The following is a 16139-nucleotide window of genomic DNA, read 5'->3' as shown; positions in this document are numbered from 1 at the left end:
TGTTGGACACTGTGCGCGGAGCAGGGCGAGAATGCGGTGGATCGATGGACTCGTACCCGCATGGAGGGGATGGACGCGTGAGATTCCTGCACGCCGCCGACATTCATCTCGACAGCCCGTTACAGGGGCTCGAGCGTTATCCCGGCGCACCGCTCGAGGCGCTGCGCGGCGCCACCCGACGCGCCTTCGTCAACCTGGTGGAGCTGGCGCTTGCCGAGTCGGTGGACCTGTTGCTGCTCGCCGGCGATCTCTACGACGGTGACTGGAAGGACTACAACACCGGGCTGTTCTTCATCGCTCAGATACAGCGCCTGCATGCCGCCGGCATCCCGGTCTGTCTGATCGCTGGCAATCACGATGCCGCCAGCCAGATCACCCGCACCCTGCGTCTGCCCGACAACGTCCATGTCTTCGCCACCGAGCGCCCCGAGACCCGGCGCTTCGAGACGCTCGGCGTGGCCGTGCACGGTCAGGGCTTCGCCACCCGGGCGGTCACCACGGATCTCAGCCGGGCCTATCCGCCACCGCTCCCCGGTCTGTTCAACATCGGTCTGCTGCACACCTCGCTCGACGGGCGTCCCGGTCATGCCCCCTATGCGCCCTGCAGGCTCGAGGCGCTGCGCAGTCACGGCTATGACTACTGGGCCCTGGGACACGTCCATGCCCGCGAGGTCCTCGCCGAATCCCCCTGGATCGTCTTTCCCGGCAATCTGCAAGGGCGCCATATCCGCGAGTGCGGTGCCAAGGGTGCGACCCTGGTGGAGGTCGATGCCTCTGGACGGGTCTGTCTGACACCTCATGCGCTGGACGTGGTGCGTTGGCACCTGCTCTCCGTCGAGATCGAGGGTTGCAGCGACCTCGATGCCGTCCATGCCCGCATCGGACGTGCACTGGAGCGTCTTGTCGACCAGTCCGAGGGGCGGCTGCTTGCCGTGCGGCTGGCGCTGAGTGGTGCAACTGCGCTCGATGCCTGGCTGCGTGCCGAGCACGAGCAGCTGGTCAACGACTGTCGCGGACTCGCCAGCGTCCACGGCGACCGGCTCTGGCTCGAGCAGGTCCGTCTGCAGACCCGTCCGCAGACGAGGGCGGTCGAGGCCGACGAGACCCTCGGTGGTCTGCTCGCGGCGATCGAGACGCTCGAACTCGACCCCGAGGCGCTGGCGCGTCTGGCCGAGGGCTTCGAACCGCTCGCCGCACGTCTCCCGGCCGGTCTCCGGCGAGGCGAGGACGATCCTACCGACCCCGCGGTGCTGCGTGCCTGTCTCGATGATGTGCGCGCACTGCTGCGCGCACGCCTGCTCGAGAGCGATCCACGATGAGGGTGCTGAGACTGGAGTTGCGCGCCTTCGGTCCCTTCACCGATCGGGTGCTCGATCTCAGCGCGGGTGATGCCGGTGTGCACCTGATCCATGGTCCCAACGAGGCGGGCAAGAGTTCGGCGCTGCGTGCGTTGCACGGACTCTTCTACGGTATCCCCGAACGCACCAGTGACGATTTTCTCCACCCTGCACGGGAGCTGCGAGTCGGCGCGCTGTTGCGCGGTGCCACGGGTGAGCAACTCCACTGTGTCCGCCGCAAAGGACGCAAGCACACCCTGCTCGATGCCGCTGGCGAAGCGCTCGACGAGCAGCGCTTGCAACGTCTGCTCGGTGGGGTCGATGCGGCGTTGTTCGAGCGGCTGTTCGGGATCGATCACGAGACCCTGGTCAGCGGGGGGCGTACCCTGCTCGAGGAACGGGGGCGCGAGGCCGAGGCGTTGTTCGGCTCCGGGCTCGGTCGAGTCGCGGTCCATCGCGTGCTCGAGGGGTTGGATGCCTCGGCCGATGCGCTGTTTCGTCCCCGCGGGCGCAAGCAGCAGATCAACATGGCGCTCGTCGAACGGGCCGAGCGACAGCGTCGTCAGCGCGACCTCGAACTCGGCGCAGTGGACTGGGAACAGGCGCGTGCCGCTCATGAGACGGCTTGCCGGGCGCTCGCCGAACTCGATGCAGAACGTGACCGGGTGATGCGCGAGCGGGCCCGGCTCGAGCGCATCCGTCGCACCCGCGCCGACTTGGAGTTGCGCCGGGGGTTGCTGGCGCGATTGGACGGGTTGGGTGAGCGGTTGCATTTGCCGGAGGACTTCGGTGCGCGTCGCCAGCAGGCCGAGGCCCAGCGTATCCGCGCCATCGAGTTGGGCGAACTGGTCTCGACGCGGCTCACGGCGCTCGAACAGGAGCTGGCGGATATCGTCATCGAACCCCGGTTGCTTGCCGCTGGTGCCGAGCTGGTCGAGCTGCGTGAACGACTCGGCAGCCATCGCAAGGCTGCGGCGGATCGCCCCATGCTGGTCGCCAGACGCGATGCCCTGCACGCCCGGGTCGTCGAACGGGTCGCTCGGGTCGATGCCGGGGCCGCTCGGGCGCCGACCGAGGCCTTGCGTGACTGGCTCGATGCGCGTCGTCGAATCAACGCCCTGGGGGAGCGGCGCGAGGCGCTGTGGAGCGAGTTGCAACGCGCCCGGCTGGCGCGCGACGAGGCCGCACGGACGGTGGAGGATTGCGAGCGTCAACTTGCCGCGCATACCCCGCCGCCTTCGCTCGCGGCCCTGGAGCTGGCGCTCGAGCAGGCGCGTGGCGCCGGCGGACTGGACGTCGATCTGGCCGAGCTCAAGGTGCAGGAGCATGCCCTCGGGCAACAGTGCACGGACGAGCTCTCTCGCTTGAGTGGCTGGAGCCAGGGACTGGAGTCCTTGGTGTGCGCGCCGCTGCCGGAGTTCGACGCCCTGGAGCACTGGATGCTGCGCGCCGATGCCCTGGCGCTGGAGCGCCAACGGCTGCGCGAGCGGCGGCAAGGCTGCGAACGGGAGATGGTCGAGATCGACACCGAGGCGCGCACCCTCGGGATCGCTGGAGAGGTTCCCAGCGAAGCGGCATTGACCGCCGCGCGTGAGAGGCGTGAGCGTCACTGGCAAGCGCTCAAGGCGCACGATGCATCACTGCGACTGGAGGCCGGGGCGGCGCTGGCGCGACAATTCGAGACAGCGTTGTACGAGGCCGATGTCCTGGCCGACCGGCTCAGGCGCGAGAGCGACCGGGTACAGCGTTATCAGTCGTTGTGCATACGGCGCGAGGCGTGCGAGCGCGAGCGTGCAGCCTGCGATCTCGCCTGGCGTGAGCAGGAGATCGCCGAGGGCGAGTTCGACGCCGCCTGGCGCGCGCTCTGGCAGGCCTGCTCGGTGCAGGAGCCGCGCTCGCCACGACAGATGCGCGGCTGGCTGGGACAGGCGCGGCGGCTGCGCGAGCAGGGCGAGCGGCTCACCGCGGTGCGCGAGCAACGTCAGCTGCTCGAGCAGCGTCAGATGCACAGTGTCGACGCCTTGCGCAGGGCGTTGCTGGCGCTCGATCGACAGGGGCCGGATGAGGAGGGCATGGATGCCTGGATGAGTGAGGCGGCGTCCGTGCTCGATACCTTGCAACGACACGCCCGGACGCATGAGACCCTGCTCGCCGAGCTGGAGCGGGCACGGCAGCGCCGTGAGCGGGCAGGGAGCGCCTGTGAGCAAGCCGAACGTGACTGGTCGGCCTGGGAGCGCGACTGGGGTGAGGCGATGGCGCGGGTCGGACTCGCCGTCCACAGCCTGCCGAGCGAGGCCCAGGAGCATCTCGCCGAACTGGCCGAGGCTTTGCAGGATGCTCGCGAGGCGGCCGGTTTTCAGACCCGCATCGATGATATCGATGCCGATGCCCGGGGCTTTCTCGCGCAGTTGCGCGAGCGGATCGTGCGGATCGCCCCGGATCTCGCCACGGAGCCAGCGGAGCTGGCGCTCCACACTCTGGATGCTCGGCTCGAGGGGATGCGCGCCCGGCAGGAGCGGCGCGACGAGCTGTTGCGCCAGCGTGACGAGGCGCGGCGTCAACTCGAGAAGGCTGGTAGCGCCTCGAGTAGCGCCGAGACCAGGATCGCCGATCTCTGTCGCCTGGCCGGCTGTGAGGGCTTCGATGCCCTGGCCGGGATCGAGGAACGTGCGCGACTGCAACGCGAGCTCGAGCAGCAGCTGATCGCCGTCGAGGGGCGATTGATGGAGACGGGCGACGGTCTCGCGCTCGAGCAGCTCGAGACCGAGGCCGGTGCCGCCGAGATCGCCGGGGAGGCGCTGCTCGAGGCGCTCGCCCGACTCGAGCGCCGTCTCGACGAGACGCTCGACCCCGAGCGCGAACGTCTGCTTGCCGTACGGGTCGAGGCCGAGCATCGTCTGGCGACCATGGATGGTGCCGATGCCGCCGCCACCGAAGCCGAGGAGATCGAGCGCATCGATGCGCAGCTGCGCGATCAGTGCGGTCGCTATCTACGCTACCGACTGGCGGCGATGGTGCTGCGCGAGACCATCGAGGGCTTTCGGCGCAACCATCGCGACCCGATCCTGGCGCGCACCGCCGAGGCCTTCGCGCGGCTGACCTGTGGCGCCTTCAGCGGGGTGGAGAGCGATTTCGGCGAGGACGACCAGGCGGTGCTGGTGGGGGTTCGCGCCAATGGTGAGCGCGTGCGGGTCGAGGCGATGAGCACCGGGACGCGCGATCAGCTCTATCTCGCGCTGCGTCTGGCGGGGCTGGAGCACCACCTGCGCCAGGCCGAGCCCTTGCCCTTCGTGGTCGACGACATCCTGGTGCAGTTCGATGACGCCCGTGCCCGCGCCACCCTCGAGACCCTGGCCGTCTTCTCCGCACAGACCCAGGTGATCCTCTTCACCCATCACCGACACCTGCTCGAGCTGGCGCGAGAGGTCGATCCGGAGGGACGGCGGATCTTCATCCATGCCCTGGACCCGGGCGCATGAACAGGGGGTCAGTCACTCTGATCGATCAGTTCCAGAACCCGTTGATGGAAGGCGCGATTGCTCGCCCGACAGGCCTCCAGCATCTCTGGTTGGGCGCGGCTGGCGCCGGCGAGTAGCCGCCAGCCCTGGACATCGCGACAGACATAGGGGGAGGGGGTGCGTGCGCGCAGCCGCCCGAGCAGTCGCTGCAGTCGCCCCGGGCGCTCCCAGATCGCCGGGTACAGGGTCGGGGGGTGACGCAGGGTGAGAAACTTGGAGTTGAACGGGAAGGCAAGCACCCGCCGCCCGAGCAGCATGCCCCAGTACAGGCCGTGATAGGAGCTGGTGATGATGGTCTCGCCCGAGGCGAGAAAGGCGATGGTCTCCTCGAAATCGGCCTGATCGTTGCGCAGGTTGGGCCACTCCAGGATCGGCAGTGGGCGTGAACGGTGAGAGAAGACCACGAATTCGTGATGCGGTGCCGGCGGGGCGTCGAAGATCGGGTGCATGCAGCTGGCGCAGGGCACCCAGGGGTGGGCAAAGCCGTCGTCGCGGATTCCGACGAGGTCGAACCCCTCGAGGAAGCGAGCGTAGGGGAACTCGGGATAACGTTGCCACCAGGGGCCGGTGTCGAGTTGCTGACCGACCCCCCAGGCGATGAGCCGCCCCGTCCTGGTGGCGGTCCTGATCCGCTCGATGGCGGGCAGGAAGAAGGTGTCGAGCAGACCACCGCCACCGAGGATGACGATGGCCTCGTCGAGGTCGAGTGATGTCTCGTCGATCAGATCCGCGCGCACCACCTCGTGATCGGGGAAGTCGAAATAGCGCGTCGGCGCGCTCATCTGATCGCCGATATTCGGATCATCACGATGGAAATTGATAATGCGTCTCATCTTATGCGCCGGCATAGGCTCGACCGTCGAGTACCCAGGAGGCGGGCAACGAGAGCATGCGCGCCGATGCCTCATTGGCCTCGTTACCCTGTGACTTCACCATGAACACCTTCAGCGCCTCGCCGATGTAGACCATCCGGCGGTTGCGATCGAGCAGGGCGAAACGGATGTTGTAGGTCCCGGGGGCGAGGGGATAGGTATCGATCCGGTATTCGACCTCGTGTTCGCCGGCAGCGAGGTCGGGCCGTTCGGCGATCCCGGCGGTCGAGCCTGAATCGAGATAGACGAAGTCCGTGGTGTGGGTGCCGATCACGATCTCGGGCTGTTCGAGCGCGACATGGAGCTTGAAGCGCACCCGGACCTTGAGCGGCCCGCCGGACTCGACAGCATCAGTCGGGCCGTCCTGGTCGTCGAGCAGGGTCACGCTGAGGACCTCCGCCTCGCCGGAGGTGTCGATACGGGCGTGCTTGAGGATCGCTTCCGAGTGATCGGCCAGGACCTTCTCGTTGCTCTTCTGGTAGTAAAGGTCAACCACTGGTTGCGGGGCATCATCCATCAGTACGCGCCCGCGTTCGAACAGCATCACCCGCGAGCAGATACGCGAGACCTGACGAATGTTGTGACTGACCAGCAGGACGGTCTTGCCGCGCCGCCGGATCAGGTCTTCCATACGATCGAAACACTTGCGCTGGAAGGCGAGATCACCGACGGCGAGGACCTCGTCGACGATGAGGATCTCCGAGTCGATGCTGGTGGCGACGGCGAAGGCGAGCTTGACCTTCATCCCCGAGCTGTAACGCTTGACCGGGGTGTCGATGAAGGCCGACATCTCGGCGAAGTCGACGATTTCGTCGAATTTTTCCTCGATCCGCTGACGCGACATGCCGAGAATGGCACCGTTGAGATAGACGTTCTCGCGTCCGGTCAGGTCTGGCACGAACCCCGCGCCGACCTCGATCAGCGGCGCAATCCGGCCATCCACTCTGATCGTTCCAGAGGTCGGGCTGGTGATGTTCGCAAGCAGTTTCAGCAAGGTACTCTTGCCAGCGCCGTTGTGGCCGATGATGCCGACGACTTCACCTTCCTCGATGCTGAAACCGACATCGTCGAGCGCCTTGAAGGGTGGGGTCTCGGTCGGTGCTCGGCCAAGAACGCGGCGAGCCTGATTGACGAGTGAGCTCTTCAGACTATGCAGCTGACCGAGCTTGAACTCCTTGGTCAGATGCTCGACTTCGATGATCGGCATATTGAGGATACGTCCATGAGTGCAGTCGATAATGGACTGAATGAGTGATTGAAGCCGGCGAGGTTCGGAGCTCGGTGCCGGTGGATCTGGATAACCTTCGTCGGATAGCTTCTTCATGGCGGAGAGGATTGTCAAACGTCAGGACAAAGGACGGTGATGACAACTGCGATCTACCAGTGCGCTGATCTGGCAGGCGTCGAAGGCGTCCTGGTCGGCATAGGTGAGGTGGAGGAAGGCAGGCTTCCAACGCTGGCTGCTGTTCGCCATGCGTTCCTGGATCAGCCGGGCCCCGGTGAGGATCGATGAGCGCATGCGGTGGATGCGGCCCTGTGCGGGGTCGATGACGAACTGCGTGGTCCCGTCGGGGGCCGGTTGTGCCGCGCGCTGAGGGGCTGGCTCAGGGGGCGTTGCACTTGTGATAAAGGGACAAGCCCAGGCCGGGGCGGCTTCGCCGCGCCCGGCATGTCGCCATCCAGATAGGCCAGGAGCGCCTCATCCACGGGACGGACTCTCGCGCCGGGCGTCTGCCAAGGCGGCCTCAAGGGCGTCGATGCGGGTTTGGAGCTTGGCGTTGGTCCGGCGAGGAGATTGACCGCGAACCCTTCGGCGAGGAGTTCGTGTTCGGCCCAGTTGCCACGCGGAGCGGGGCCTGAACGGCCCTCATCCTTAATTACGCATAATGTATATTATGTTAATTCCTAAACAAGATGTTTATTTGGCTTCTTTTTTTGGGCTTTTTCTTAAGGGCCTAGTTAAAGGAATACAGCTATGTAAAATGGACTTGTCAAATATTCGTTTAGATAGTTTATAAGTAAAAAGCAACATGATACTCTCAATCAACATTCCATAACGGCAGCGATCCAGAATGAGACCAAACCCACCAACAGACCCAGCTCGAGAAGAAGCAATCCTCAGGTTGGCTCGCGAGCGTCCTGAACTCGGACAGGCGTCGATCTCACGTCTGCTCTGCGCCTCAGGGCTCAGAATCTCGCCATCCGGCGTCCGCTATGTCCTCCAACGCTACGGACTCGAGACCCAGGTAAAGCGTCTCAGGGCGCTGGTACGCAGTTCACCGAAAGGAGTGGAATCACTCGACCAACGTCAACGCGCCCTGCTCGCTCGTGGCGCGCTGTCCGAAGACGAAGCCGCCGAGGACGCACCGCCACGAGATCGCAAGACCCGTATTCTCGATGCGGCCGCCGAGCTCTTCTTCGACCTCGGCTACGACGGCACCTCCATCCGCGATATCGCTGGAAAGGTGGGACTGTTGCCAGGCTCCGTCTATCACTATTTCCCCTCAAAGGAAGAACTCTATCTCGCCGTACATCGCACAGGCATCACCCGAGTTGAGGCCAGGATCAAGGCCGCCATCGCGGATCTAGACGACCCCTGGGAGCGATTGCGCGTCGCCTGCGAGGTCCATGTCGCCGGAATCGTCGAGGGATCACCGGTAGACAGGATCACCGGACGCAACCTGGCGCTGGTAGGCAAGCACAACCTGCTCAAGCGCATCACGCCCTTTCGCAAGACCTACGAGAATCTGTTCAGGGAGTTGATCGAGGATCTTCCGGTCGCCCCAGATACCGATCGTTCGCTGTTGCGCCTGTTCCTGCTCGGCGGGATGAACTGGGCATGCCTGTGGTACCGCCGCGGCATCCGCTCACCCGAGGAGATCGCCGATATCATGCTCGATATGGTACGCCAGGGCGTGCAGTCGACGCATCATCTGACACAAACGAACACGGGAGACACCTGACCGGCATCTCCCGTGCTCGATATCATTCCCAACGCAGTATCAGACGTGCAACCAGGGTACGTACATTCGCGCCTCACCGGAGATCAGGAGCCGATCCGTCTCGGCGTCCACACAGCGCGTCTCCAGAGTGACGATCGGCTTGTCGGTACGGATCGCGGTGATCTCGACCGAAGCGGTGACCGGAATGTCGAGATAGACCGGCGCCTTGAAATTGAGCTCCTGGCCGAGATAGATCGCACCGTCGCCCGGCAGATGATGGCCGAGCAAGGCCGACAACAGACTCGAGACCAGGATCCCGTGGACGATCCGCTCACCGAATCGCGTCTCGGCTGCATAGACGGGGTCGAGATGCACGGGATTACAGTCGCCCGAGAGTTCGGCAAAGAAACGCACATCGGCCTCGCTGAAGGCCCGGGTCAGGGTCGCGCGCTGACCGATTTCGAGGGTCGGCATCCTTGGTTCCTCATTCACATGTTCGGATAGTTCGGGCCACTACCGCCCTCAGGGGCGACCCAGGTGATATTGGCCGCCGGATCCTTGATGTCGCAGGTCTTGCAGTGCACACAGTTGGCTGCATTGATCTGCAGGCGCGGGTCATCACTGCCCTCGCCCACCAGCTCGTAGACCCCGGCCGGACAGTAGCGTTGCGCGGGTTCGGCATACTCGGCCAGGTTCGAGCTGGTCGGGATCGACGGATCGGCCAGGTGCAGGTGACAGGGTTGATCCTCATCGTGTGCGGTATTGGCGAGATAGACCGAGGAGAGCCGATCGAAGCTGAGCACCCCATCGGGCTTGGGATAGCTGATCGGATCGCTCAGTGCGGCAGGTTCCAGCCAGGTATGGTCCGGCGCATCACCCGGACGTCGGATCGGTCGTCTGCCGCCGAGCAGGCGCTGATCCAGGCTGTTGACGGCCCCACCGAGCAGGGTCCCGAACCGGTGCAGTGATCGGCCGAAGTTGCGCCCGGCACGCAGATCCTCGTACAGCCAGGATGCACGCAGCCGCGCCTCGAGACCCGTCAGGTCGCGACCTCCAGGATCGCCGACGGCAAAGGCCGCAAGGATCTCCTCGGCGACCAGCATCCCGCTCTTGAGCGCGGTATGAACCCCCTTGAGCTTGGCGTTGTCGAGCGTGCCACCCTCGCATCCGGCCAGACAGCCCCCCGGGAAGTGCTGTCTGGGCAAGGCATCGAAACCACCCTTGGCCAGCGCGCGCGCGCCATAGGCGATCCGTCTTCCCCCCTCAAGGGTGGCGGCAAACAGCGGGTGGTGCTTCATCCGCTGGAACTCGTCGAAGGGACTGAGCCAGGGATTGGGATAGTCGAGATCGACGATCAGCCCGACGGCGACCTGACACCTGCTCAGGTGATAGAGGAAGAAGCCACCATGGGTTCTCTCGGGCAAGGGCCAGCCGGTACCGTGCTGCACCAGCCCGAGCTCATGCCGATCCGCCTCGATCTCCCACAATTCCTTGATGCCCAAGGCATGATGCTGAGGGGCCGACTCGGCATCCAGGTCGAAGCGCTGGTAGAGCTGTTTGCCGAGGTGTCCCCGACAGCCCTCGGCGAAGACGGTCTGGCGCGCCCTCAACTCGACCCCAGGGGCGTGACTGTCCTTGGGACGGCCATCGGCACCGATCCCCATGTCGCCGGTGGCGACACCGATCACCTCGCCGTGCTCGCCGAACAGCACCTCGGTGGCGGCGAACCCTGGAAAGATCTCGACGCCCAGACCCTCGGCCTCAGCGGCCAACCAGCGACACAGGTTGCCGAGACTGACCAGATAATGACCCGCATTATGTAAACTCGGTGGCGAGATCGCCTCGGGGATTCGCCAGCTGCGTTGCGCATCGCGCAGCAGATACAGCTCCTCGCGCTCGACCGGGGTCTCCAGCGGCGCGCCGCGTTCACGCCAGTCCGGGATCAGCTCATCAAGACCCCGGGTCTCGATCACCGCGCCCGAGAGGATATGAGCACCGACCTCGGCCCCCTTCTCCACCACGCACACGCTCGGCGCCGGGTCGGCCTGCGCCAGCCGGATCGCGGTCGCCAGCCCGGCCGGACCGGCGCCGACGATCACCACGTCGAACTCCATCAGATCGCGTTCGCTCATCGACGACTCCTCAGAATTGCTCTGCATCGAGTGCCATCAGACTCGTCGATCCGGCCAGCACCGAGGTCAGCGCCGCCTGGGTCCGTGCCAGTACGTGCTCGCAATAGAAACGGGCCGTCTTGAGCTTGGCATCGAGGAAGAGCGCATCGCCCTCTCCGTCCTCGATCGCGCGCTGTGCGGCCAGAGCGCTGCGCACCTGCATCCAGCCACCACAGAGATAGCCCAGCAGCATCAGTAACTCGACGCTGACGGCACCGACCAACTGGCGATCGTCTGGCGCCCCGCGCAACACCCAGTCGCACGCGCGTCGTGCCGCGGCGAGCCCATCGGCGAAGGGGTCGACGAGTACGACCAGAGACGCCTCATCGGCCTGCCGGAGCACGCCGAGCGTCTCCTCCATCTCGTCGAACAACACCCCGAGCGCGCGGCCTTTATCGGCGAGCAGCTTGCGCGAGATCAGGTCGAGCGCCTGGATCCCGGTCGTCCCCTCGTAGATGGTGAGGATGCGCGCGTCGCGATAGTGCTGCGCCACCCCGGTCTCCTCGACGAAGCCCATGCCGCCGTGGACCTGGATCGCCAGCGAGGTCAGCTCCTGAGCGAACTCGGTGATCCAGCCCTTGACGATCGGGGTGAAGAGTTCGAGCCTGGCCTGATGATGCGCCCGACGCGCATCCTCATTCGCGCCCCGCGCCCGGTCGGCTTCGGCTGCGGTCTCCAGCACCAGGGCGCGCATCGCCTCGATGCCACTCTTCATCGTCATCAGCATCCGCCTCACGTCCGGGTGCGTGATGATCGCCACCCGCGTGCCATCACGACGCGTGCCCTGCAACCGCTCCATCGCATACAGACGCGCCTGCTGATAGGCGCGCTCGGCGATCGCCAGGCCCTGCAGGCCGACGACCTGGCGCTCACGGTTCATCATGGTGAACATATAGGCGAGCCCGCGATGCGGCTCGCCGACCAATTCGCCCCAAGCGTCGTCGAACGCCATCACACAGGTCGGGCTGCCATGGATTCCGAGCTTGTGTTCGAGTGAGAGACAGCGCACCCCATTGGCCTCGGCCGGCTCGCCATGCGCGTCCAGCCGGTACTTGGGGACCACGAACAGCGAGATCCCCTTCACCCCGGGCGGCGCATCGGGCAATCGCGCGAGCACCAGGTGGACGATGTTGTCGGTCATCCGGTGATCGCCCCAGGTGATGAAGATCTTCTGTCCGCTGATGCGGTAGGCGTCGCCCTCGGGCACCGCACGGGTCTTGATCGCGGCCAGGTCAGAACCAGCATCGGGCTCGGTGAGGTTCATCGTACCGGTCCACTCGCCACTGCTCAGACGCGGCAGATAACGCGCACACAGGGACTCGTCACCGTGTTCGGCAAGGGCCTCGATCGCGCCTTCGGTGAGCATCGGGCAGAGCGCCAGCGACAGGTTGGCCGCGTGCCAGATCTCGCTGACCGCGGCATTGAGCACATCGGGCAATCCCTGTCCGCCATGGCGTTCGTCGACCTTGAGCGACTGCCAGCCGCCCTCGGCAAACTGCCGATAGGCGGTGGCGAAACCGGGCGTCTCCACCACGCTCCCCTCACCCATCCGAGCACCCTCACGGTCGCCGACGGCGTTGAGTGGCGCCAGCACCTCGGCGCCGAAGCGCGCGGCCTCGTCGATCAGGCTGTTGGCGAGGTCCAGATCCACGCCCTCGAAGTCGTTCTCGACACAGAGTCCATCGAAATCGATCAGATGGCGCAGGACGAAATCACTCTCGCGATAGCAATGCTGATAGCTGCTCATGGTTACACCAAGGGAGTCAGAGTGCTTCGGTAAGCTCGGGCACGGCCTCGAACAGATCGGCGACCAGTCCGTAGTCGGCAACCTCGAAGATCGGTGCGTCCGGGTCCTTGTTGATCGCTACCACCACTTTCGAGTCCTTCATCCCCGCCAGGTGCTGGATCGCCCCCGAGACGCCGAGCGCGATATAGAGTTCGGGCGCGACCACCTTGCCGGTCTGGCCGACCTGCAGGTCGTTGGCGACGAAGCCGGCGTCCACCGCCGCACGCGAGGCGCCGACGGCGGCGTCGAGCCGATCGGCGAGCCGATAGACCAGCTCGAAGCCCTCGCGACTGCCGAGTCCGCGACCACCGCTGACCACCACCCGCGCGCTGGTCAGCTCCGGGCGCTCGGACTCGGCCAGCTGTTCGCCGACCAGCCGGGTCGCGACCGCCTCGATCCTCTGCCCGAGCTCGACCACCTCGGCCGTGCCGCCGGTGGGCGCGACCGCGGCGAAGGCGGTCTGACGCACCGTCAGCACCTTCACCGGGTCGTCGCTCTCCACCGTGGCCACGGCGTTACCGGCATAGATCGGCCGACGGAACCGCGCCGGGGACTCGACCGCGATCACCTCGGAGACCTGATTGACCCCGAGCAGCGCAGCCACCCGGGGCATCAGATCCTTGCCCGAGGTGCTGGCCGCGGCCAGCAGATGGCTGTAGCCGGGCGCGACCGCCACCACCAGCTCGGCGAGATTCTCGGCAAGCCGATCGGCATAGACCGGGGCATCGGCCACCAGTACATGCTCGACGCCAGGAAGCACGCGGGCGGACTCGATCGCCGCCGCACAGTCATGCCCGACCACCAGCAGGTCGCAGGGTCCATCGAGTTCGTCGGCGGCGCCCAGGACGTTGAGTGTCGCCGGCGCCAGCCGGCCCCTGTCCAGTTCCGCGATCACCAGAGTGCGCATCATCCCGTCCTCCATTCAGATCACCTGTGCCTGTCGCAGCCGCTCGAGCAGCTCGCCGACCGACTCGACCCGGATCCCGCCGGCGCGCGGCTCGGGCGGATGTACCGCCAGCAGGCGTGGCCCCGCTGCCGGAGAGACCCCGAGCTGTTCGGCCCCGGTGTGCGCGATCGGTTTGCGCCGGGACTTCATGATGTCGGGGGCACGGATGAAACGCGGGGTGTTGAGTCGCAGGTCGGTGGTGATCACCGCCGGCAGTCGCAACGCCAGGGTCTGCAGACCACCGTCGACCTCGCGGACGACCTCGATGCCCTCGTCCACCACCTCGAGTCCGGAGACGAAGGTGCCCTGGGGATAACCGAGCAGACCGGCGAGCATCTGCCCGACCTGGTTGTTGTCACCGTCGATCGACTGCTTGCCGAGCAGCACCAGTCCCGGCTGCTCCTCGCGCACCAGCGCCGCGAGCAACTGGGCGATCCCCAGCGGGCCGAGATCGGCGTCCTCGGCCGTCTCGATCCAGATGGCGCGATCGGCCCCCATCGCCAACGCGGTCCGCAGCTGTTCCTGCACCGCCTTGGGACCGACCGAGACGGCCACCACCTCATCGGCCTTGCCGTCCTCGCGCAACCGGACGGCCGCCTCGACGGCAATCTCGCAGAAGGGATTGATGGCCATCTTGACGTTGGCCAGGTCGACGTCCGAGTGATCGGACTTGACCCTGACCCTGACGTTGTAGTCGATGACCCGCTTGATCGGGACCAGTATCTTCATGACGCTCCTCCTCGGGCCCCAGTCATCGACAGGGGCCGGTACGACGACGGTCGTCGTCTCGTCTCTCTCCGTAGCGCGATCTCGGTCGACACGGCGCTCAGGCCGTCGCGACCTCGCTCTGGGCATCGTTCGCCCACTGGCGCAGGAGATACTTCTGCAGCTTGCCGGTGGGGGTGCGTGGCAGGGTGGCGAAGACCACATGCTTGGGCGCCTTGAAATGGGCCATGCGGGCGCGGCAATAGTCGATCACCGCCTGCTCGCTGAGCTCGACGTCGGCGACCAGGGTGATGAAGGCGCAGGGCACCTCACCCCACTTCTCGTCGCGCTTGGCGACCACGGCGACGTCCTGCACCAGCGGATGGCCGAAGAGCACCTCCTCGACCTCGATCGAGGAGATGTTCTCGCCACCCGAGATGATGATGTCCTTGGAGCGGTCCTTGATCTCGACATAACCGTCCGGGTGCCAGACGGCGAGATCGCCACTGTGGAACCAGCCGCGATCGAAGGCGCGTCGGGTGGTCTCCGGGTTCTTCAGATACCCCTTCATCACCAGGTTGCCACGGATCATGATCTCGCCCAGGGTCACGCCGTCCTGACGGATCGGCTGCAGGGTGGCGGGGTCGGCGACCATGATCGCCGCCTGCATCGGCATCCGTACCCCCTGACGCGCCTTGAGCCGTGCCCGCTCATCCAGCGCCAGCTCGTCCCACTCATCGTTCCAGGCGCAGGCCACACAGGGACCATAGGTCTCGGTCAATCCGTAGACATGGGTGACCTCGAAGCCCATCGCCTCCATCCCGGCGATCACCGACGAGGGTGGCGGCGCACCGGCGGTCATCACCCGCACCGACTGGGTGATCGCGGCCTTCGCCTCGGTCGGCACCTCGTTGATCATCTTCAGCACGATCGGCGCACCGCACAGATGGGTCACGCCCTCGCGGGCAATGGTTTCGACGATGGTGTGTGCCCGTACATGACGCAGACAGACATTGACCCCGGCCATCGCCGCCATGGTCCAGGGGAAGCACCAGCCGTTGCAGTGAAACATCGGCAGGGTCCAGAGATAGACCGCATGGTTGGGCAGTCCCCAGCTCAGCACGTTGTTGATCGCACCGAGATAGGCCCCGCGATGGTGATAGACCACGCCCTTGGGATCACCCGTGGTGCCCGAGGTGTAGTTGAGGGTGATCGCCCGCCACTCGTCATCGGGCACCGACCACTGATGGTCGGAATCGCCCTCGGCGAGGAAGGACTCGTAGTCGATCTCGCCGATCGGCGCCTGGGCATCGGTGAAGTCCGGGTCGGCGATGTCGATCACCAGGATCTCGCGCTCAATGCGCGCCAGCGCCCGACCGACGACCTCGGCGCACTCGCAGTCGACCAGCACCGCACTCGCCTCGGCGTGCTCGAGGATGAAGGCGATCGCCGGGGCATCGAGTCGGGTGTTGATGGAGTTGAGCACCGCTCCGGTCATGGGCACGCCGAAATGCGCCTCGAAGTGTGCCGGAATATTGGGGGCGACGATGGAGACGGTGTCACCGCGGCCGATCCCGCGTCGTTCGAGCGCACTGGCGAGCTGGCGACAGCGACGATAGGTCTCGGCCCAGTCACGCCTGATCGTGCCATGCACCATGGCCAGTTTGCGAGGATAGATCGCCGCGGTGCGCTCGATGAAGTTCAGCGGACTGAGCGACTCGTGGTTGGCCGCTCTCGGCTCGAGGTCCTGCTCGTAGAGATCAACGACTGGCTCGGACATACGTTCCTGTAACTCCGATGGTGTTGAGAACCGCTTCCCTGATGTTCAGCCGGAAGCCTGCGCCTGCCTGATTGCGATTCAG

Annotated in this window: 12 protein-coding genes; 3 read left to right on the top strand and 9 right to left on the bottom strand. The window is 65.7% G+C overall.

Going from position 1 to position 16139, the window contains the following annotated elements; genetic code table 11:
• The first annotated feature begins 77 nt into the window (after positions 1–77).
• Positions 78–1319, top strand: coding sequence for a metallophosphoesterase family protein (locus tag MARPU_RS08165; protein ID WP_005223917.1), 1242 nt, complete (start codon positions 78–80; stop codon positions 1317–1319).
• Positions 1316–4816, top strand: a complete 3501-nt coding sequence (locus tag MARPU_RS08160) for an ATP-binding protein (protein ID WP_005223916.1) — start codon at positions 1316–1318, stop codon at positions 4814–4816. Before MARPU_RS08165 ends, MARPU_RS08160 begins: the two co-directional genes overlap by 4 nt.
• 8 nt (positions 4817–4824) lie before the next feature.
• On the opposite strand, the gene MARPU_RS08155 is transcribed toward MARPU_RS08160, so the two are convergent.
• The 3 genes from MARPU_RS08155 to MARPU_RS17555 all read right to left on the bottom strand — a co-directional run bounded on the left by MARPU_RS08155 (position 4825) and on the right by MARPU_RS17555 (position 7246).
• Complete coding sequence (locus MARPU_RS08155; protein WP_232229510.1) at positions 4825–5637, bottom strand: polysaccharide pyruvyl transferase family protein; 813 nt, start codon at positions 5635–5637, stop codon at positions 4825–4827.
• A gap of 52 nt (positions 5638–5689) precedes the next feature.
• A complete protein-coding gene (locus MARPU_RS08150; protein WP_005223914.1) occupies positions 5690–6934 on the bottom strand; it encodes an ABC transporter ATP-binding protein in 1245 nt (414 codons plus the stop codon).
• Between the two features lie 138 nt (positions 6935–7072).
• Positions 7073–7246, bottom strand: a complete 174-nt coding sequence (locus tag MARPU_RS17555) for a hypothetical protein (RefSeq protein ID WP_005223913.1) — start codon at positions 7244–7246, stop codon at positions 7073–7075.
• Between the two features lie 769 nt (positions 7247–8015).
• On the opposite strand from MARPU_RS17555, the gene MARPU_RS08145 reads away from it, so the two are divergent.
• A complete protein-coding gene (locus MARPU_RS08145) occupies positions 8016–8690 on the top strand; it encodes a TetR/AcrR family transcriptional regulator (protein WP_232229509.1) in 675 nt (224 codons plus the stop codon).
• 39 nt (positions 8691–8729) lie between these two features.
• Here MARPU_RS08145 and MARPU_RS08140 read toward each other — a convergent pair whose 3' ends face one another.
• The 6 genes from MARPU_RS08140 to MARPU_RS08115 form a co-directional block, all read right to left on the bottom strand.
• Positions 8730–9143 (bottom strand): MaoC family dehydratase, encoded by a 414-nt coding sequence (locus tag MARPU_RS08140; RefSeq protein WP_005223911.1) that lies wholly within the window; start codon positions 9141–9143, stop codon positions 8730–8732.
• A 14-nt stretch (positions 9144–9157) separates the two neighbouring features.
• Positions 9158–10801, bottom strand: coding sequence for an electron transfer flavoprotein-ubiquinone oxidoreductase (locus tag MARPU_RS08135; RefSeq protein WP_005223910.1), 1644 nt, complete (start codon positions 10799–10801; stop codon positions 9158–9160).
• A gap of 10 nt (positions 10802–10811) precedes the next feature.
• On the bottom strand, positions 10812–12587 hold the full coding sequence (locus MARPU_RS08130; RefSeq protein ID WP_005223909.1) for an acyl-CoA dehydrogenase: 1776 nt from the start codon (positions 12585–12587) through the stop codon (positions 10812–10814).
• Between the two features lie 16 nt (positions 12588–12603).
• The gene (locus MARPU_RS08125) at positions 12604–13533 is read right to left on the bottom strand and encodes an electron transfer flavoprotein subunit alpha/FixB family protein (protein ID WP_005223908.1); all 930 of its coding nucleotides are present in this window, start codon (positions 13531–13533) and stop codon (positions 12604–12606) included.
• 15 nt (positions 13534–13548) lie between these two features.
• The gene (locus tag MARPU_RS08120) at positions 13549–14301 is read right to left on the bottom strand and encodes an electron transfer flavoprotein subunit beta/FixA family protein (RefSeq protein ID WP_005223907.1); all 753 of its coding nucleotides are present in this window, start codon (positions 14299–14301) and stop codon (positions 13549–13551) included.
• A gap of 97 nt (positions 14302–14398) precedes the next feature.
• Positions 14399–16057: an acyl-CoA synthetase gene (locus MARPU_RS08115; protein WP_005223906.1), complete on the bottom strand. Its 1659-nt coding sequence runs from the start codon at positions 16055–16057 to the stop codon at positions 14399–14401.
• Positions 16058–16139: the final 82 nt, after the last annotated feature.

It is taken from the genome of Marichromatium purpuratum 984, from assembly GCF_000224005.2.
In the GTDB taxonomy this organism is placed as follows: Bacteria; Pseudomonadota; Gammaproteobacteria; order Chromatiales; family Chromatiaceae; genus Marichromatium; species Marichromatium purpuratum.
This window is presented reverse-complemented; position numbering and strand designations above follow the sequence as displayed.